This is a genomic window from Acinetobacter sp. AG3 (assembly GCF_022343575.1).
In the GTDB taxonomy this organism is placed as follows: Bacteria; Pseudomonadota; Gammaproteobacteria; order Pseudomonadales; family Moraxellaceae; genus Acinetobacter; species Acinetobacter guillouiae.
Window position 1 is genome coordinate 1,347,568 of the sequence record NZ_JAKQZD010000001.1, and the last position, 20,580, is coordinate 1,368,147.

The following is a 20,580-nucleotide window of genomic DNA, read 5'->3' on the forward strand; positions in this document are numbered from 1 at the left end:
CCAAATATTAATAATTGACGATAAATTTAACGACCAGTTTCATCGTTCCAAAGCAATTTATGTAATTGCAACTGAAAGCGAACAGGGAGATGGTCTTCTAAAATCCATTGTGCTAAATCACGCGCAAGCTGAGGCAAACGTGCCGCACCTTTTTCCACTGCAAAAGCAGGAGAAAACCATACTGTGCTGACTTTTTGCGCTAAAGCGTATTGTTCAACTTGCTGTTTAGACCACTCATAGTCTTCACGATTACAAATCACAAATTTGATTTGATCATGTTGAGTTAAATGATCAAGGTTGCTGAGTAAATTTCGTGCAACCTCACCCGAAGTTGGGGTTTTTAAATCTAAAACTTTTGAAACACGTGGGTCGACTTTAGAGACATCTAAAGCACCGCTGGTTTCTAAAGAAACTTCACAACCTAAATCTGCTAAACGTTGCATTAAGGGTAAGGCATTCGGCTGAGCGAGCGGTTCGCCACCTGTGACACAGATATAAGGCGTTTTATAATCTAATGTTGTTTGAATTATTTGGTCAAGCGATTGGCGTTCGCCACCTTCAAAAGAATAGGTGGTATCGCAATAGGAACAGCGTAATGGGCAACCTGTTAAACGAATAAAAACAGTCGGTAAACCCGCAGTGTTGGCTTCACCTTGCAATGAATAAAAAATCTCCGTGATACGCAGCCCCGCAGACGGATCAGAAACAGGAATAGTCGAAGAACGAAGAGAATTCATGAAATTTACCACAGATTACAAAATGAAAAATCTCTACGATCACGATTGACCGTAGAGATGAGAAGCGATTGCTACGCTAGATAACTAAAATTCCACGAGGGAAAATAAATTAGTCTTCGCGAAGCAATTCGTTCAAGCTTGTTTTAGCACGTGTTTTAGCATCAACTTTCTTGACAATAATTGCAGCATATAAACTATATGTACCACATTTAGACGGTAGGCTGCCTGAAACAACGACAGATCCAGCTGGTACACGACCATAATGGATTTCACCTGTCTCACGGTCAAAAATCTTAGTCGATTGACCAATGAATACGCCCATTGAAATGACTGAGCCTTCTTCAACAATCACGCCTTCAACGATTTCAGAACGTGCACCAATAAAGCAGTTATCTTCGATGATTGTTGGATTTGCTTGAAGCGGTTCAAGCACACCACCAATACCTACACCACCTGAAAGGTGAACATTTTTACCGATTTGCGCACATGAACCTACAGTCGCCCATGTATCAACCATTGTGCCTTCATCTACATAAGCACCAATGTTTACATAAGAAGGCATCAATACAACATTTTTCGCTTGGAAAGAACCTTTACGCGCAACAGCAGGTGGTACAACACGTACACCAGCAGCTTTAAATTGTTCTTCAGTCCAAGCCGTAAATTTAGTCTCTACTTTGTCATAGAAACGAAGATCACATGATTCAATTGGCTTGTTATCGTTTAATTTAAAAGACAATAAAACAGCTTTTTTCAACCATTGGTGAACAATCCATTCACCGTCAATTTTTTCAGCTACACGAAGTGTACCGTTATCTAAGCCAGCAATGGCTTCTTCAACAGCTTGACGTACTTCAGCAGGACAATCTACTGCTGTAAAGTTGGCACGGTTTTCAAACGCTTGTTCAATGATCGTTGAAAGCTGAGACATGATCTTCCTTCCCAAAAAATTTTAAAAGATTCTACACCAAATTCGACTCAGATTAGATATAAAATCTAGTTTCAATCGAAAAAACTAATCTTATAATTTAAAATAAAACAACCAAATAAGTGAATTGTTAAGTTTTTATTTATTTTATTCCTTTTAAAAACAACAATTAATATCCAATTGTATCAAAAAATAACAAAAAGTAATCAATTTCTCTATTAATTGTGAAGAACGAATCACATATGATCGTTTCGAGTCCAACACATTAATGATTAAAGAACAAACTCTATTTTTTGAGGAGACATAAATGAAAGTGTTAAAATTATTGGCTGTTACAGCTGCATTATCTGCTTCTGGTTTAGCAATGGCTGATGGGTCTGTTGTTGACCAAGGTTATGCATTTGAAGCAAACCAATTAATCCCTACAGGCGCTCGTCTTGAAGTGGGTACAACTGGCTACGGTGGTGCTTTACTTTGGACTGCTAACCCTTATGTTGGTTTAGCATTGGGTTATAACGGTGGTGATATTTCTTGGACTGATGATGTTTCTATCAACGGTACAAAATACGATGCAGATATGGACAATAAGTTAGCTTATTTAAATGCTGAGATTCGCCCTTGGGGTGCTAGTCAGAATATTTGGGCTCAAGGTTTATATGTAGCAGCTGGTGTAGGCTATGTAGATTCTGAGTATGATCTGAAAAAGCGCTCAAATGACGGCACTATTAAAGTAAATGGAAATAACTATAACTTTAATGGTGAAGTTTCAGGGAAAATGAGCTATGAAAACAATATTGCTCCATATGTAGGTTTTGGTTTTGCGCCTAAGATCACTAAAAATATTGGTGTATTCGGTGAAGTTGGTGCGTACTATACTGGTAACCCATCTGTAAACTTAGCTTCAAAAGGTGAGTTCGTAAACGTAAACGGTGCTAATTTTGATAGAGATTTAGCTGCTGAAGAAAACAAAATCCGTAACGATGACAAATATAAATGGTTACCAGTTGGTAAAGTGGGCGTAAGCTACCACTGGTAATTTATTGTTAATCATGTAATAAAAAACGAGCTCCGGCTCGTTTTTTATTTTGAACTTGGTATTTTTGATAGCTGAATTGAATTTTTAGATGAATCAAAAGCGATAGCCAACTCGAATTCCATGTGCAAAAGCATCATTATGGCCCACTTCAGATAAAGTTGAGTTTTGGACAATTGAAGTATTGGCGTCTAAGTTGCTAACTTTTGCTTTATTGAATTTAAAATATTTAACCCCATAAGAAATAAAGCTCTGGGGATTGATGTTATATAAAGCACCCAAGCCTAAAGCATAAAAACCATCTGAAGGATTGAGTGTTCCAGCGGGATTAGCATTGCCTGAGTCCCATGAAATATCTGTAGTGGCAACCCATTGCTGTGAAAATACATGCGCAAGCCCAAGCTTTGCAGACCATTGATCCTTGTTGTAATCAATCAGATTAAAAGGTTTGATCAGTTCAGGGTATTGTTCAGCAGCAATCTTAACCACTGCACCAAATTGTCTTGGTTGAATTTCAAAATCTTTCCAATTGACCCACCTCAAATTGCCATAAAGAATATTCGATGGTGTTAAACCTGTCTGAAGATCCAGATTGACGGATTGAGGCGTGGTGATTTGTGTTTTAGCAAAAGGAATAATACTTAAAGCTTGCGCTGAAACATCCTCAGTGATTGCAGATTGATGATTGATCTTGGAACGATAGGTAATCGCAGTTTTTATTGCATACTCTGGAATTTGATAGCTTAAACCTGCGAGCCAACCATGACCTGAACTTTGTTTTAGCTGTGCATGATAGCCACTCATCGCTGAATAGTTTGCTCCAAAGACTTTGAGTTCACCTTCGAACTGTTGATAAATGCCACCAGCATATATATTCCAATTCGCACTAGGTTGATAACCCAATAGCATCGAAAAATTTTGACTTTTAAAATTAAATTGACCCGACTCTAAAAGTTGTTTTCCAGCAAAGCTCTGTGGGCGATATTCATAACTAAGATCAACACCATAAGGCTGATCATAAATCAGTCCAAATGAAAGTTGTGGGGCCATTTGCAGTTTTGCAGCAGCATTGACAAAGTGGTAATTGTTGACAAGGTTGCCTGTGGAAAAATCTTCAACGCCGAGTTGTTTGAATTGCTCATGTTGAGGGAGTTGCCCTGAAACATTTGCATAGAGCTCTGCATAAGACAATTCTACATAATGATTTGGTTCTAAAAAAGCAAGGATAGACTGGTCAGATTTCTCCATACCCGCGGCATGGCTAAAAAGAGGAACAAAACTTCCAAGGGTTAAGCCCCAAGCAATAGAATTCATTCATTCCCCCCGAAATAAATTGATCAGTGATAAAGATAAGACTAAATTTTATACTAAAAAGCCATGCTTATAATAAAATATTAAATAAAATCAAATAGATTAATTATTCTTAAGAGTTTGTGTTTAATTTTTAAATGATAAAAAAGAGAGCCGTAGCTCTCTATCTTTGATCATCATGACTATTTGATGGTTTATTTATTGACGATTTATTCCTTGATGACTTAATTTCTTTCTTAATCATTTATCTCAAAGTTTAATCATCAGGATAGGCAATTTTTTTCAATGCTTTGATATCGGCTTCTGGTGAGCAGAGTGAAATAAACTCATAGCCATAGCCACGAAGTAAATGGCCTTTACGAACCGCAATCCATGTTGTATTTAAACCAAAAATATCAGTATCGATTTGTTTTAGACGTTTATCGCGTTCTGTGTCATAAGCAACATCATTGACAATACCGACACCCATTCCCAGTTCAACATAAGTTTTGATCACATCGGCATCCAGTGCTGACATGACGATATCTACATCTAAATTGGCATCTTCAAACGCTTTATCAATTTTAGAACGTCCTGTAAAACCGCCGTGGTAGGTGATAATTGGAAATTCAGCCAATTTTTCTAAGGTAATCTCTTTAGGATTCAGCTTAGTCAGTGGGTGATCTTGTGGCGTAATGATACTGTGTTTCCAGTTATAGAAAGATACACTGCCCAAATTATCTTCAGTGGTTAGAGATTCAGTTGCAATACCGATATCAGCCAAACCAAGCAATAACATTTCAGAGATTTCAACAGGGCTGGCTTGTTGCAAAATCAAATGAACTTTGGGAAATGCTTTTTTAAATAAATTGACAATCGGTGGTAACACATAACGTGCTTGTGTATGTGTTGTTGCGATTGTAAGCGTACCTTCATCAACTTTATTAAAATCATCGGCAAGACGTTTAATATTGTCAGCATCAATAAGCATGCGTTCAACAATACTCAACAGCGCTTGACCAGGTTCTGTCAAACCTAATAACCGTTTACCTTTACGAACAAACAGCTGTACACCCAATTCATCTTCTAAATCTTTAATATGCTTACTGACACCAGATTGCGAAGTATAAAGTGCAGCAGATGCTTCGGTTAAGTTGTAATTTTGACGAACTGTTTCTCGGATAATTCGTAATTGTTGAAAGTTCATGATGTTCGATACCTCAAATGTGGATGAATAGGGGTAATATTCATCCTGTCGTCGATTACGCGACTTGATTTTCAAATAGGTGAAGTGTAGATGCACTTACCCAAACTGTTTGATTTGGTCGATATTGATGTAATTTTGCTTCATCAGGATTTAAAGCAATTTCAATCAGTTGTCCTTGACGATCTTGTAACTCTGCCATGACTTTACCCGCAATCCATAACTCACGTAAGAAGGTTGCTTGAATTGTATTTTCAGTCGGTTGCGTGTGAATTTTCAATTCATTTGGGCGAGCAAAGGCAATCACTTTACCATTTGCGGTTTGTGTCGCCGTAGGCAGTTGGATGCGATCTTCACCAATTTGAATGATGCCTTGATGGTTTTCACCTTCAAAACGGTTTGCTTGACCTAAAAAGTCAAATACAAACGGGGTTGCAGGCTTTTCATAAACTTCACGCGGTGAACCAATCTGTTCAATATCACCTTTGTTCATCACCACGATTTGATCAGCAACTTCTAAGGCTTCTTCTTGGTCATGGGTTACAAAGATTGAAGTGATATGTAATTCATCATGTAAAGTCCGTAACCAACGGCGTAATTCTTTACGTACTTTGGCATCCAATGCACCAAACGGTTCATCTAAGAGCAATACACGTGGTTCAACAGCTAAGGCACGTGCCAATGCAATACGTTGGCGTTGACCACCAGATAATTGTGCTGGATAACGATCTGCCAAGAAACCAAGTTGTACCAAATCCAATAAACGGGTAACACGTTTTTTGATTTCAGTTTCATTTGGTCGAGTCGCCTTTGGACGAACACGTAAACCAAATGCAACATTGTCATAAACAGTCATATGACGGAACAGTGCGTAATGCTGAAATACAAAACCAACTTGACGTTCACGTACGTGAATATTGGTTGCATCTGTTCCTTCAAGGATAACTTGTCCTCTATCAGTTGATTCTAAACCAGCAATAATGCGCAGTAATGTGGTTTTACCACAGCCAGAAGGACCAAGCAGGGCAACCAATTGACCTTCTGGAAAATCTAGCGATATGTTTTTAAGTGCATGGAATGCACCGAAGTTTTTTTCAATATTTTTAACTTGAATACTCATGTGCAATTCCTTAAGAAACAGTTGATTCTTTACTTTCGCGATCTTGTTTTTCTTGGCGATATTCAACCCATGTTTTTAAAATTAGGGTAATGATGGCCAAAAATGCTAACAATGTTGAGACGGCAAAAGCAGCACTAATCGAATTTGGTTCGTTATATAAAATTTCAATATGCAACGGTAAGGTATTGGTTTCGCCACGAATATGGCCTGAAACCACAGATACTGCACCGAATTCACCCATGGCACGCGCATTACACAAAATCACGCCATAAATGAGACCCCATTTAATATTTGGAATGGTAATTTTCCAAAAGGTTTGCCAACCCGAAGCACCCAGCACAATTGCAGCTTCTTCTTCTTCTGTTCCTTGTGCTTCCATCAATGGAATTAATTCACGTGCAACAAAAGGAACAGTAATAAATACAGTTGCGAGGATAATGGCCGGTGTCGCATAGAGGATTTTAATATCATGTTCAATTAGCCATGATCCAATCCAACCTTGAGAGCCAAAGATCAAAACCAGCATTAAACCAGCAATCACCGGTGAGACTGAGAATGGCGTATCAATAATGGTGGTTAGGAATGATTTTCCACGGAAATTAAACTTGGCAACACACCATGCTGCTGTAACACCAAAAATCACATTCAAAGGTACTGCAATGGCTGCAGTCAATAATGTGAGTTTGACTGCAGACAGGGTATAAGGGTCAACCAGTGAGGCAAAGTAGACTTGAATCCCTTGTTTAAATGCTTCAACAAAAATAAGCACCAACGGTAGAATTAAGCAGCCTAAAAAGAAAATCAGACCAATAATCAGTAGGGTATTACGTACCCAAGCTGGTTCACGTGTCGCATCACGAGATTGCAGTTTTTCAGCTAAAGCATTGCTGTTGGTATTTAAGCTCATCGTGCGGTTCTCCCTGTACGGCGACTTGCCCAAGCTTGTACCAAGTTAATTAGGAACAAGATAAAGAAAGAAATCACCAGCATCACCACTGCAATTGTCGTCGCACCTGCATAATCATATTCTTCAAGACGGGTAATGATCATTAACGGAGCAATTTCAGTTTCGTAAGGAATATTGCCTGCAATAAAGATGACCGAACCATATTCACCCACACCGCGCGCAAATGCCAATGCAAAGCCAGTCAGTAATGCTGGAAATAAAATCGGTAAAATGATTCTTGTCACGATCTGAAAACGATTTGCACCTAATGCAGAAGCGGCTTCTTCTAGCTCAGTTTCAAGATCACTTAAAACTGGCTGTACTGTACGAACCACAAAAGGAATACCAATAAAAATTAAAGCAAGCGTAATACCCAGTGAGGTATAGGCAATTTTAATCCCTAAAGGCTCAAGCAAATGACCAATCCAACCTGTTGATGCATATAAAGAGGTTAACGCAATACCTGCGACCGCTGTAGGTAATGCAAAGGGTAAGTCCACCAATGCATCTACTATACGTTTACCAGGAAATGAATAACGGACTAAGCACCAAGCCAATAAAAAGCCGAAAATGACATTGATCAAAGCTGCAATCAGGGCGGTGGTAAAACTGAGCTGTAATGATTTTAAAATACGTTCAGAGCTCAAGATTTCCCATAAACCATCCCAACCTACGCCTAATGATTTTATGAATACGGCAGACAGTGGTATCAGTACGATTAATGATAGATACGCTAGGGTGAAGCCTAGTGAAAGACCAAAACCTGGCAGCACTCGGGATCGCTGCGACATGATGACTCCTCAAAAGAGAGAAAGCTTATTGAAATCAATAAGCAAATTTAAAACGATTTTGCAAGCTTAAAAGGCAATGATTAAATTGCAAATTTAAATAACAACTTGTTGTCATCAGCATTACTGATAAAGAAATTTTGCTGATTAAAAATTAAATGATCATAAATTTCAGGAAAGTGTCCAAAGCCTGATGCAACATTGATATGTCCAACCTGACCTAAATTTCGAGGTCGAATTTTCCATGCTTTCGCAAGCTTCTGTGCATCTTCAAAATTTAACCAAGGATCATTTTCAGAAATAATCATTTCAGCAGGGACTGTGATTTTCAATTCGTGAAAATAAGCTTCATAGTCACCGATACTGTTTCGAGCAAAACCAGCCTCACCAAAACGTGCTGGATTAGCTGGTGCAACTAAAATAATTTTTCTTACTTTAGCTGTGATTTCAGGGTGCTGAGCCAAAGCAGCAACCGTGGTTAAACATCCGAAACTATGTGCAACAATTTGAACAGGTTGCGTAGCATTTACGACAGTCGCAACAAATTGGGCAATCCAGTCTTTAAGAATAGGTAAGTTCCAATCTTGTTGTTGTACGCGCGAGCAAGACATGAGTTCACGTTGTAATTTAGACTGCCAGTGATCGTAATCACTACCACCAACGCCTGGAACAATAATTGTATGAATCATGTCTATGCTCCTGTTTCCTTTCACTTAAGTTTATTTTAAACAGTTATTTGCTACTTGCATTGGCTTTGACGATTTGATCAAAAACACCATTATTTTCAAAATGTTGCTTTTGAACTTTAGTCCAACCACCAAACTCTTTATCAATTGTGACCAATTTTAACGGTTTGAATGTTGTCGCATACTTTTGCAAGATTGCTGCATTACGCGGACGGTAGAAGTTTTTCGCTGCAATGTCTTGACCAGCAGGTGAATACAGATAGTTTAAATATGCTTTCGCTAAGTTTAAGTTACCGTCTTTTTCAGCATTCTTTTCAACAATTGCGACAGGTGGTTCTGCCAAGATCGACAGTGATGGGGTAATGATTTCAAATTTACCTGGTTGTTCACGTGTAGATAAATACGCTTCATTTTCCCAAGCCAATAACACATCACCAATACCGCGTTCTGCAAATGTCGTCGTAGAACCACGCGCACCAGAATCGAGTACTTTAGTTTGTTTATAAATTTGACGTACAAACTCTTGTGCTTTCGCGTCTGAACCATATTTATGTTTTGCCCAAGCCCATGCTGCTAAATAGTTCCAGCGTGCTCCACCTGAAGTCTTAGGGTTTGGTGTTACAATTTCTACACCTGGTTTTACCAAATCGCCCCAGTCTTTGATGCCTTTCGGGTTACCTTTACGGACGAGGAAAACGATTGTTGATGTGTACGGTGTAGAATTTTGTGGGAATTTCTTTTGCCAGTCTTTTGGCAATAAATTTGTATTTTGCGCAATTGCGTCAATATCTGCGGCCAATGCTAAAGTCACAACATCTGCTTGCAAACCATCAATAACCGCACGCGCTTGTTTACCAGAGCCACCATGTGATTGTTTAAACTGGATGTCTTGACCCGTTTTAGATTTCCAAAACGTTGCAAATTGTTTGTTAAAATTATCGTACAATTCTCGTGTTGGATCATAAGATACATTTAAAAAATCTTTTGCAGCAACGCTGAAAGATGTGGTTGAGATCAGTACTGCTGCCACAGCAAATTTAAGTTTAGAGAACTGCATTTTTTTGCCCCATTTAATTCTGAAGTTCGGTAAGATGGAGTGAGGATAACGCTAGTCTTTATCCATAAAAAATAATAAAAAACGAATTTTATATGAATAAAAGAGAAAAAGAAAATGCTGATATTGCTTATAGTATTCGTGCAAAGCCATAGGAAATTGCTTAATGATCTGTTTTAAAAATGCTCAATTTGTTGATTCTATTTCACTTTTAGATCGAGCATTTCATTATGGAGATGGTTGTTTTAGCACAGTTCGAATACATCAAGATGTTATGGAGTTGGAGCTTTTACATCGTGCTCGATTGAAGTTGGCGGCTGAACGTTTATTTTTAGATGTGAATTTTGAGTTGTTGGATCAGACGCTACAATGTTTAAGACAAAAAAATGGAATATTAAACGGTACATTGAAGATCATCATTAGTCGAGGCGATGGCGATCGTGGCTATGCAATGCCTGAACATGAGGCCGATCTTTATGTGGTTTATTATCCAAAAACAACCGCGTGCTTCCAGCCTGAATTAATTCACAGTGGTGTATTGGACCAAGCAATTGGTTTATTGATGCCGAATTTGGTGGGTTTAAAAACCTTAAACCGTTTAGAACAAGTGTTACTGAAAAAAGAAGCTCAGGCAAAAGGCTGGTTAGAAGCATTAGTCACAGATGTACAAGGTTCAGTTGTTGAAGGTGTGAGCAGTAATTGTTTTATTCGGATAAACAATAGATGGATTACGCCTGAACTTCGTTATAATGGTGTACATGGTGTGATGCGTGCCGAGATTTTGTCACGGATGCAACATTATGGTGTCACCTGTGAACAGCGTTTTATCGATATGGATGAAATTCGACATTTTCAAAGCCTGTTCTTTTGCAATGCCCTCAGTCCAATGAAAGTGGTCGAAACGTTGAGTCATCAACATCTAGACACTCAATCCTGTGTTGAGTTATTTAATACTTTAAATTTAAGTCAGTTTAATTCTCATGCCTAAAACCAAACCTAAGCCAAAATCTAAAAAGAAAACTCAAGCCCAAGTGAGCAATAACATCTATAAAGGCATTGCGATCGTTCTGGTTGTTTTTTTGATCATGACTGCAATCATTTTAAAAATGAGTATTTTTAAAGCGTATCCAGTGACGGGTCAAAAACAAAAGCTGTCTATTTCAAATGGTGAAACCTATACCGGTTTTATTGATCAATTGGCCAAGGAAGATAAGGTTAGTTTTCCAATCATTCTTAAGCTTTATCGGAAAATTTTCATTCATGACACCATGAAAGCTGGTGTGTATGAAGTCACTAAAGGTATGAATGTACGCCAAGTATTAGAAATGGTTTCTAATATTGAAAATGCACAGATGAGTCGACTTTTGGTGATAGAAGGGACGACAGCGAAGCAATTAATTCAGTCATTGAAAAAAGATCCATTGGTTGAAAAATCGGTGATTCAGCTTCCGAGTGGTGAAATGCTGAAAGCCTTAAATATTCCTTATGATCACCCAGAAGGTTTATTTGCGCCTGATACTTATTTCTTTGATAAAGGTGCAACGGATAAGCAAATCTTGACTGACCTGTACCAACGTCAAATGAAAATTTTAGATGAAGCTTGGGAAAAACGCGCGCCAGACTTACCTTATAAAAATAAATATGAAGCCTTAATCATGGCCTCGATTATTGAAAAAGAAACCAGTGTAGACAGCGAGTTACGTCAGGTTTCAGGTGTGTTCTATCGTCGTTTAAAACTGGGCATGCGTTTACAAACCGATCCTACCGTGATTTATGGGATGGGTGATAAATATACGGGTAAGATTTCAAAGCAGGATTTACGTACTCCGAGTGCTTATAATACATATACGATCAATGGTTTACCGCCAACACCGATTGCTTTACCAAGCAAAAAAGCCATTGAAGCGACGATGCATCCAGATAACTCTGAAAACATTTACTTTGTTGCCACAGGTAATGGTGGGCACAAATTTACAACCAATCTGAATGATCATAATCGTGCAGTGCAAGAATATATTCAAGTTATGCGGTCTAAGAATTAAGGAATGAGCATGTTTATAAGTTTTGAAGGTACTGAAGGTGTAGGAAAAACCACGCTCATTCAAAAGTTATTTGATTACTTTCAACAACAAGGTCAACAGGTTGTTTTAACACGTGAGCCTGGTGGTACGCCTTTAGCTGAACAAATCCGTTCATTATTGCTGTCGGTCAATCATGAAGAACAGATGAGTAATGACACGGAGTTATTGCTGATGTATGCAGCACGAGCACAACATTTGGAAGCTGTGATTTTACCTGCCTTGGCTGAGGGCAAGATTGTACTGTGTGACCGTTTTGTCGATTCAAGTTTTGCTTATCAATGTGCAGGTCGCGGGTTAAGTCGAGATAAGTTACAACTGCTCAATGAAAATTTTGTTTCTAAAATGCCAGATATTACTTTTTGGTTGGATGCGCCAATTGAATTGGGAATGAACCGTGCCCGTGCACGCGGTGCATTAGACCGCTTTGAACAAGAAAAAGTGGTGTTTTTTGAATCGGTACGCAGTGGGTTTTCTGAAATTCATTTGCGTGATTCTCAACGAATGAAACGCTTAGATGCGACTCAAGCACCAGAGCAAGTATTTGCTGAGGCGTTGAGTTATTTAAAATAAGCGCCAATCAATCCTCTAAATAAGTGAAATTGAGCAATTTATTCTATTGATTTGAACGATAAAGGGGCTGTTGGCATTTCATAAATGGCTTGCGTTGGAGGCTAAAATTGAGCAGGCAAGGCATGAAAGGAAGAGAATAGCGAGACTATTTTCGAGTTTCATAACGCAGACTGAGATAATTTTAGTCACAACCCTGAGCAAGAACAAAGCACTGCTTTGTTTGCAGCGCAAGGCGCAGCGGGGGACTTAAGTGTTTTTTGTCGATACGTTGTTACCTTGCGAAACGATGTTTCTCATCATTTAGAATGACTAAATTTCGTATTTCGTGCCTAGTATTGCCTAAAAAACACTTATAGTCGCAAACATAGACGAATTGTCAACAGCCCCTAGTGTTTTGAACCGAAAAAGTCTTTATATTGTTTTAGGTCAGGGATATAAAGACTTTAATTATGAAAAGCTCGAAAGCTGAAATCGTACAATTCTTACAGCAATTTTTTTCACCTAGCTTACAACGTTGTGAAATTGAAGAAGTAACTGAAAAAGGGGCTTCTTTGGTTTGGCACGTCAGTGATCAAGATATACGACCAGGTGGAACTGTTTCAGGTCCAACCATGATGGCCCTAGCAGATTTTGCACTTTATGTTGCGATTATGGGTGAAATTGGTTTAGTCGGTTTGACGGTTACGACCAATATGAATATTAATTTTTTACGCAAGCCAACGGGTGGTGTTGATATTCGTGGTGTGTGTAAATTGATGAAAGTGGGTAAAGCTTTAATTGTCGGTGAGGTCTGGATTTATTCTTTAGGTTCGGATGATCCTGTTGCACATGTGACAGGAACGTATTCTGTTCCACCACAAAAATAAATCATTCAGGGATTTTAAAAATGCGTATTGGACGAAATTTTTTATAGTCCTTACTGGGTTTTCTGATGGTGTGTTAATACTCACTATTTTTAGTGATGGTTAAATTGTTTTGATCATCAATCTATATTTTTGGTTATAGCGTCATTAACAATAGACTTCTTACGTTAGTTCTTTTTAAAGCCATAGATCATCATAAAATCCCCCTCATCCTAGCCTTCTCCCAAAGGGAGAAGGGACTTTCAATACCAATCTGATTCACTCAACATGGTCATTTTTTGATTTATGAAAGATCTTTAATGGATACTTAAATCATGTATGGGTATGTGAGCATGAATATCAAAAAGAATAATAAATAATCAATTGTATTGATTGATATAGATGCAATTACAACTTGAGTGATATATTGAGTTCTGCAAGGGATAATGCTAATTTATTCATAATAAATAGTTTATTTTGAAAATTAATATAGATTAAATGGAATAAAGAATATGTCATCAGGTCATGAAGTCGTAGATTTGTTTAAGGAACAGGTTTTTCCTTTATCAGATAAATTGACGGAGATGTTGAATGAACACTATTCACATCAAACTGAACGCCGTGGTTGCGGTTATACGCAGGCTACACGCGTATTGGCTGAGTACATTAATTTTCCGCGTGATCAAGTTGAAGCAACTGATTTAAAAATATTTAAAGATTATGATTTTAAGAAATTAAAAAAGATCCTTGAGCAAAAAAATGCTTATGGTTTAGACATCGATGATTGGCATAACTTAGATCAAAATAAATCGATTCAAAATTTTCTTACTCAAGCCAAAGATGATGAGTTTAAAGCCTTAGTTGAACAAGAAGTTGCAATCCAAGCAAACTTAAGACGCTTATCGCAACAAGCACAATTAGAAGAAAGCCATGTGATTTGCGCTATGTTGGAAGATGTGATTTTACCCAAAACAGCAGATGAAACAGGTTATGTTGAAATTGCGACGCTTGACGGCAAGCCTAAAGTGGGCTCATGTCCAATGGCAGAAGCATTTTTCTTAAAGATTGCCCATCGTTCCATGTTAAGACAAGGCTCAATCAACATTTTTGTAGATGATCAAAATCGTCCGCTGTTGATTGAAAAAATGAATATGGGGGATAATCATTCCTGTATAAATTTACAACCTTTATTGATGAATGGAATTCGTATTCCGATTGGTTCTTTATTTTCTGTCGATTATGATATTGAACAAATTGCCAACAAAGTCCCCAATCAAGAGTTTAAAGGCTATATTATTCCTTATAAAGAGATTCAAGGTTTTTGGTTTTTGCGATTAACCACTTTAGCCATTTCACCTGAGAATCGACAAAGGGCATTTACGACACATTTTGAACAACAAGTGAATAATGGGCTGTTTAGTCCTGACACAACACTTATAAAACAACTCAATGATGTTGCAAAATCACAATTGAGAGCACTCAGTCTCGGATAGCTTTATGTTAAATGTTTGTTTTTCTCCACGCTATTTTGCTCAAACACATACCAATAGCATGGAAAAACTTGTTGCAGTCGCAGAGCAACTACAGCAATTTAATCATTATAAATTTCATGAACCACAACAAATTGATCCAGAAATTTTAAAGGCCTTACATTCGCCTAAATATGTTGAGGCTTTTTTAACAGGACAACCGGCAAAACTGGCAACGTTTGCTGGTTTTAAGCCTTGGAATGAACAATTAAGGGATGCGGTACTCTCCATCAATGCTGGGCAATTGTTGGCAACTGAACTGGCATTCCAACATGGGATTGCCGCCAATATTGCGCAAGGGTTTCACCATGCCAATTATGAATATGGCGGCTCATATTGTACTTTTAATGGTTTGGCATTAATTGCACAACATTATGCAAATAAGCGCATCTTTATTTTGGATTGCGATCAGCATGGTGGTGATGGGACGGCTGATTTTACTCGCAGATTAGATAATTTATATAATTTTAGTATTTACGGATTGGCTTTTGGCTACCCCACCTATGAGCGGGCGGAAAGCCGTCATATTCACACCAAGCATGGAAGTTTTGCTCAATATACCATGGCATTGCATGAAGCTTTTCAGCGAGCAAATGAGTGGAAAGCAGATATTATTATTTATCAGGCAGGGATGGATTGTCATCAAGCAGATCCTTATGGTTCAGCATGGTTTACGACAGAGTTGATTCAAAAAAGAGATGAAATGGTGTTTAACCTTGCCAAACGTGACAATATTCCGATCATGTTTGTACTTGCAGGGGGCTATCAGAACTTAGATGATTTAGCAAAATTACATGCTGAAACTTTTCATATAGCGCATCGTATTTATTATGGAAAAAATAAAGACTAAACTCGCTGTTAAATTTGGCTGGAATACCGTATTTTTTGGCTGAATTTAGTAATGTACGATCTGTATAAATCCATACAATGATAATTATTCTCATTTATGGTGATTATCATGTTTATTCAAAATTTAGAAAACTTTCCAATCGTTCGTATTAGTTATCAAGCTGAAGATGCAGTTTCAGTTGATGAAACAATTGCAATTTATGAGTCATTATTGAGTCGCAAAGAAACTTTTGTTTTTATCAGTGAAGGGGCCTTTCCTGAACAAAAAAATGATCATGAAGAACGCAAGCAAGTTGCAGCATGGGTTAAAGCAAAACGTGAAATTTTAACCCAATATGTGAAAGCATTGATTCATATTGAACCTGATGAAAATATTCGACTTGAAACGCAAAAATTTGCCAATAACTTTATTAAGTTTACTGGTTACCCGATGTTTATTGTAGACAATCAACAACAAGCGCAGAAAGTCATCGACGCTGTTTTAAAGTGATAAATATATAGGCAAACCATGCTTGATAATGTGGATCCTTTTTTTGTAGATCAAATAGACCAAGCAATTATTGTATTAAAAATACATCAGCAAGTTCCTGATTGGGAGCTTGCGTCACATCAGCATGTAAAAAGCCAATTGATGATGACGGTTAATGGCTTAATTACGGTGGAAACACCGTCTGGTATTTGGGTTGTTCCAGCACAACAGGCTTTATGGATTCCGTCAAATGTGCCACATAAAGTCAGTAGTTATGGTGTCTCTTCTGGCTATGTTGCATTTATTGATTCCCAACTTGATCATCTTTTAGAACCGAATTGCACCATGTTGCAAGTGACAAATTTGCTGAATGCCTTATTGGAAAGAGTTGAAACCTTGTCTGATACGGTACTTTCAGAAAAAGACCTCCGTTTGCAGCAATGCTTGTTAGATGAAATTCAATCAGTTGTAAAGCCAACATTTTATTTACCCATTCCACAAGATCTTCGTTTAGTCAAATTGGCCCACCATTTATTAAAATATCCTGAGCAAAATCAAAGTTTGGCTGAATGGGCAAAGTTATGTTGTATGAGTGAACGAAGCCTTACACGAACTTTTCATCAAACGACAGGGATGAGTATTAATCAATGGCGAAGAAAGTTACATGTTGTATTGGCATTACAGTGGTTAACAGAAGGAGATTCAGTACATCAGGTTGCGATGAAATTAGGCTATGACAGTGATAGCTCATTTATTGTGATGTTTAAGAAAATAATGCAGCTTTCTCCTCGAAATTATATGCAGCAAACATAAGGTTTTATTTTTAAGTAGAAGAATTTATTGCATTTTATCAAAATGAATTTATAACTTTATGAATTATTAAAAGATTTGCACTGTCGCATTTTAGCTTGAAAAATTTAAATTGATTTGCGTAGACGATGTCTGACCTTGCGCTACTATATCTGTAGCGGTGCCTCTCCTTGTGTTATCACATTCTTGCGCTACAAACAAAGCAGTGCTTTGTTCTTGCTCATTAAGCTCCATTATATAAAAATAGCCAGAATGATCTGACTATTTTTTACAATTTTAAAGGGGTTTAAACTGCTTCATTTACCAATGGTGTTTCGACTGTAAAGTTTGGTGGTGTTAATACCGTTTTTCTTAACTCAGGTGAAAGCTCAGGATAATCAAGCGTGTAGTGTAGACCACGTGATTCTTTACGTTGCATGGCACAACGAACAATCATCTCTGAAACCATGACCAAATTACGTAGTTCAATCAAGTTCTTACTGACATGATAATCCTGATAATATTCAGTAATTTCTTTCTTCAACATTTCAATACGATGCAATGCACGTTGTAAACGTTTTGTGGTTCTTACAATCCCGACATAGTTCCACATGGTTTGGCGGAGTTCATCCCAATTCTGCAGGATCACAACATCTTCATCAGGATTGGTCGATTGTGAAGCATCCCATTCAGGCACGGTCGGTATATCAAAGTGAGAATTAAACTTTGCTTCTATATCCTTGGCAGCACTCATACCATATACAAAGCATTCAAGTAGTGAATTGCTGGCCATACGGTTAGCACCATGTAACCCTGTATATGACGTTTCACCAATCGCATATAAACCAGCTAAATCAGTTTGGCTATGTTCATCGACCACCACACCACCACAAGTATAGTGTGCTGCGGGGACAACGGGAATCATATCCTTGGTGATATCAATACCAAGTTCCAATAAGCGCGCGTATAAGGTTGGGAAATGTTCTTTAACAAATTCAGCTGGTTTATGACTGATGTCTAACCAGACATGACGGATGCCTAAGCGTTTAATTTCATAATCAATGGCGCGTGCAACAATGTCTCGTGGAGCAAGCTCGGCACGTTCATCAAAGCGCAGCATAAAGCGTTCACCGTCAGGTAAACGTAAATATGCACCTTCACCACGCATTGCTTCCGTAATCAGAAATGAGCGTGCTTGAGGATGATATAAACAGGTTGGATGGAATTGATTAAATTCCATATTTGCAACACGACAGCCTGCACGATATGCCATGGCAATACCATCGCCTGTGGCAATATCAGGATTTGATGTATATAAATAAGCTTTCATTGCACCACCACAAGCCAGGGCAGTAAATGGGGCTAAAAAGGTATGAACTTTTTCGTTGTTTTCATCAAGTGCATAAAGACCGACCGCACGATTGGGCTGTTGTTTATGTCCTAATTTATGTGTGGTGATTAAATCAATCGCAATGTAATTTTCAAAAATATGAATATTTTTCTTTTCTTGAGCGCGTTGAACCAGTGTGGTCGAAATGGCTTTACCTGTGGCATCGGCTGAATGAATAATGCGACGTTGTGAATGTCCACCTTCACGAGTGAGATGTAATTGTTCATCTTCATCTAAAGTAAACTGTACACCATGGTTGAGTAAGAAATCGACAGAAGGTCGACCACCTTCAACGGTATGTTTGACTGCATCAATCTCACATAACTGTGCGCCTGCAATCATAGTGTCATCAATATGCTGTTGAATGGAATCTGTTTCATCAAGTACAGCAGCAACGCCACCTTGTGCAAAATATGTGCTTGCATCGGTTAAGGTTGATTTCGCTAAAACAGCAATATTAAAATGTTCAGGCAAAGATAAGGCTAAACTTAAGCCTGCACCGCCACTCCCCACAATAACCACGTCAAATTGATGAGTTGTACTTAAATTAGACATGTCCATCAGCTAATTTGAAAAATGTTTGCTAATAACACTCTTTTTTTTAACAAATTACAATAGTCACATGTGTCAGATTTTAGTATAAATAAGATATTCCAAGGCTTTTAATATAAAATTAAGTAAAGTCTTGTTTTATAAAAAAATGTAAACATATTTTTACGTAACGATATTAAATAATATGTTACAAACATTTTTAAGCAAATAATCATCAGATGCAGGTTCGTGAGAAATGAGTAATGGTCTAATACAAAAAGGAATGTATGCAGCAGTATTTACTGTCGCTGCGGCAACATCACAAGTTCAAGCTTCAACACCTGTGGATTTTTCTAACTTGGTTGAACAAGTCAGTCCAGCTGTTGTGAGTGTTAATGTTGTTAAAAAGTTATCTCAGGAAGAGTTGTTACAGCAACAAGTACCTGAAATTCTAAAGCGTTTCTTTGGTAATCAAATCATTATTCCACAACAACGCGCGCCACAAGAAAAGACTGCGTATGGTAGTGCATTCTTTATTAGTAAAGATGGTTATTTACTGACAAATCACCATGTGGTTGAAGATGCTTCTAAAGTGACGATTATGCTGAATGATCGCCGTGAAATTGATGCAAAAGTGGTGGGTAGCGATGAACGTACAGATGTGGCTTTATTGAAAGTTGAGGGGAATAATTTCCCATCATTATCTGTGGGTAATGTAGATCAACTTAAAGTCGGGCAGCCTGTTCTTGCAATTGGTTCACCATTTGGTTTTGATTATTCTGCATCAGCAGGGATTGTCAGTGCCAAGTCACGGAATATGATGGGGGAAACCTCTGTACCATTTATTCAAACCGATGTGGCGTTAAATCCGGGTAACTCAGGTGGTCCGCTATTTAACCAACAAGGTCAGGTTGTCGGTGTAAACTCTCGTATCTTTAGTGGTACGGGTGGTTATATGGGCTTGTCATTCTCTATTCCAATTGATGTAGCAATGGATGTCGCTGATCAGTTGAAAAAGAATGGTAAAGTAACCCGTTCTTATCTTGGTGTAATGCTGCAAGATATCGATCGAAACTTAGCAGAAGCTTATAAATTAGATAAACCAGAAGGTTCGTTGATTACCCAAGTTGCGCCGAATTCACCTGCAGAAAAAGCGGGCTTTAGATCAGGCGATGTAATCTTAAAATATAATGGTTCGCCAATATCACGCACCTCTGAATTATTAAATTATTTGAATCGTACTCAACCTAATCAATCTGTTAAGCTCGAAGTTTTACGTGACGATAAACCAAAAGTAATTACAGCAACTTTAACTGTTGCACCAGATGATACCCCTGCAAAAGTTGACAATACCAACACTTCGGCTAAGCCAAATAAAGGGCCTATCATTGGTGTTGCGATTCGTGCTTTAACTGAACAAGAAAAGAATCGTTTAAATGTTAAGGGTGGTGTGTTTATTCAAGATGTAACCAGAGGCGGTTTAGCGGCACAGTCACGGATTTTACCTGGTGATGTGATCACCCAAGTAAATAACAAGAAAGTAAATACACCGAATGATTTTGTTGATGCTATTTCAGAGCTACAGAAAAATACGGTAGCGCGTGTAGCGATTGTTCGTGAAGGACAACATGCTATGATTGGATTACGTATTCAATAAATACAACTGATCAGAATCAGCCACTCAAAGAGTGGCTTTTTTATGTCAAACTTATACGGATGGTTGAAAGAGTGGAAAAGGAAAGAA

General features: G+C 38.0%; 20 protein-coding genes. 10 read left to right on the forward strand and 10 right to left on the reverse strand.

The annotated features are described in order from the left end of the window. Positions 1-26: 26 nt before the first annotated feature. Positions 27-737, reverse strand: a complete 711-nt coding sequence (gene queE, locus L3V46_RS06225) for a 7-carboxy-7-deazaguanine synthase QueE (RefSeq protein WP_239045213.1) — start codon at positions 735-737, stop codon at positions 27-29. A gap of 109 nt (positions 738-846) precedes the next feature. Then, complete coding sequence (gene dapD / locus L3V46_RS06230) at positions 847-1,668, reverse strand: 2,3,4,5-tetrahydropyridine-2,6-dicarboxylate N-succinyltransferase (protein ID WP_239045214.1); 822 nt, start codon at positions 1,666-1,668, stop codon at positions 847-849. 304 nt (positions 1,669-1,972) lie between these two features. Between dapD and carO the strand changes: the two genes are divergently transcribed. Beyond that, on the forward strand, positions 1,973-2,701 hold the full coding sequence (gene carO, locus L3V46_RS06235; protein WP_004823152.1) for an ornithine uptake porin CarO: 729 nt from the start codon (positions 1,973-1,975) through the stop codon (positions 2,699-2,701). 93 nt (positions 2,702-2,794) lie between these two features. On the opposite strand, the gene L3V46_RS06240 is transcribed toward carO, so the two are convergent. From L3V46_RS06240 to L3V46_RS06270, 7 genes are all read right to left on the reverse strand, one after another. Then, positions 2,795-4,012 (reverse strand): outer membrane protein transport protein, encoded by a 1,218-nt coding sequence (locus L3V46_RS06240; RefSeq protein ID WP_239045215.1) that lies wholly within the window; start codon positions 4,010-4,012, stop codon positions 2,795-2,797. Between the two features lie 253 nt (positions 4,013-4,265). Then, a complete protein-coding gene (locus tag L3V46_RS06245; protein WP_004717184.1) occupies positions 4,266-5,195 on the reverse strand; it encodes a CysB family HTH-type transcriptional regulator in 930 nt (309 codons plus the stop codon). Positions 5,196-5,250: 55 nt separating this feature from the next. Further along, a complete protein-coding gene (locus tag L3V46_RS06250) occupies positions 5,251-6,312 on the reverse strand; it encodes a sulfate ABC transporter ATP-binding protein (protein WP_004823148.1) in 1,062 nt (353 codons plus the stop codon). A gap of 10 nt (positions 6,313-6,322) precedes the next feature. Continuing rightward, a complete protein-coding gene (gene cysW / locus L3V46_RS06255) occupies positions 6,323-7,219 on the reverse strand; it encodes a sulfate ABC transporter permease subunit CysW (RefSeq protein WP_004717181.1) in 897 nt (298 codons plus the stop codon). Beyond that, positions 7,216-8,049, reverse strand: a complete 834-nt coding sequence (gene cysT, locus L3V46_RS06260) for a sulfate ABC transporter permease subunit CysT (protein ID WP_004717179.1) — start codon at positions 8,047-8,049, stop codon at positions 7,216-7,218. Before cysT ends, cysW begins: the two co-directional genes overlap by 4 nt. 80 nt (positions 8,050-8,129) lie before the next feature. Next, positions 8,130-8,735 carry an alpha/beta hydrolase gene (locus L3V46_RS06265; RefSeq protein ID WP_209827220.1) on the reverse strand — a complete coding sequence of 202 codons (606 nt, stop codon included), beginning with the start codon at positions 8,733-8,735 and terminating at the stop codon, positions 8,130-8,132. A gap of 43 nt (positions 8,736-8,778) precedes the next feature. Beyond that, entirely contained in the window at positions 8,779-9,789 is a 1,011-nt protein-coding gene (locus L3V46_RS06270) for a sulfate ABC transporter substrate-binding protein (protein WP_004823146.1), read from the reverse strand. Positions 9,790-9,952: 163 nt separating this feature from the next. On the opposite strand from L3V46_RS06270, the gene pabC reads away from it, so the two are divergent. The 8 genes from pabC (at position 9,953) to L3V46_RS06310 (ending at position 16,939) form a co-directional block, all read left to right on the forward strand. Then, positions 9,953-10,774 (forward strand): aminodeoxychorismate lyase, encoded by an 822-nt coding sequence (gene pabC, locus L3V46_RS06275; RefSeq protein ID WP_239045216.1) that lies wholly within the window; start codon positions 9,953-9,955, stop codon positions 10,772-10,774. Then, positions 10,767-11,828 (forward strand): endolytic transglycosylase MltG, encoded by a 1,062-nt coding sequence (gene mltG, locus L3V46_RS06280; protein WP_239045217.1) that lies wholly within the window; start codon positions 10,767-10,769, stop codon positions 11,826-11,828. Before pabC ends, mltG begins: the two co-directional genes overlap by 8 nt. Before the next feature lie 9 nt (positions 11,829-11,837). Next, entirely contained in the window at positions 11,838-12,437 is a 600-nt protein-coding gene (gene tmk / locus L3V46_RS06285) for a dTMP kinase (protein WP_004823143.1), read from the forward strand. Positions 12,438-12,886: 449 nt separating this feature from the next. Beyond that, the gene (locus L3V46_RS06290; RefSeq protein WP_151803289.1) at positions 12,887-13,303 is read left to right on the forward strand and encodes a PaaI family thioesterase; all 417 of its coding nucleotides are present in this window, start codon (positions 12,887-12,889) and stop codon (positions 13,301-13,303) included. Positions 13,304-13,791: 488 nt separating this feature from the next. Further along, positions 13,792-14,772 carry a hypothetical protein gene (locus L3V46_RS06295; protein ID WP_004823139.1) on the forward strand — a complete coding sequence of 327 codons (981 nt, stop codon included), beginning with the start codon at positions 13,792-13,794 and terminating at the stop codon, positions 14,770-14,772. A gap of 4 nt (positions 14,773-14,776) precedes the next feature. After that, entirely contained in the window at positions 14,777-15,658 is an 882-nt protein-coding gene (locus tag L3V46_RS06300; RefSeq protein ID WP_034616257.1) for a histone deacetylase, read from the forward strand. A 108-nt stretch (positions 15,659-15,766) separates the two neighbouring features. Continuing rightward, complete coding sequence (locus L3V46_RS06305) at positions 15,767-16,147, forward strand: hypothetical protein (protein WP_034616260.1); 381 nt, start codon at positions 15,767-15,769, stop codon at positions 16,145-16,147. An 18-nt stretch (positions 16,148-16,165) separates the two neighbouring features. Beyond that, positions 16,166-16,939 carry a helix-turn-helix transcriptional regulator gene (locus L3V46_RS06310; RefSeq protein ID WP_239045218.1) on the forward strand — a complete coding sequence of 258 codons (774 nt, stop codon included), beginning with the start codon at positions 16,166-16,168 and terminating at the stop codon, positions 16,937-16,939. Positions 16,940-17,222: 283 nt separating this feature from the next. On the opposite strand, the gene nadB is transcribed toward L3V46_RS06310, so the two are convergent. Next, positions 17,223-18,866: an L-aspartate oxidase gene (nadB, locus tag L3V46_RS06315; protein WP_239045219.1), complete on the reverse strand. Its 1,644-nt coding sequence runs from the start codon at positions 18,864-18,866 to the stop codon at positions 17,223-17,225. Between the two features lie 226 nt (positions 18,867-19,092). Here nadB and L3V46_RS06320 point away from each other — a divergent pair, with 226 nt between their 5' ends. Next, a complete protein-coding gene (locus L3V46_RS06320) occupies positions 19,093-20,493 on the forward strand; it encodes a Do family serine endopeptidase (RefSeq protein ID WP_004823133.1) in 1,401 nt (466 codons plus the stop codon). Positions 20,494-20,580: the final 87 nt, after the last annotated feature.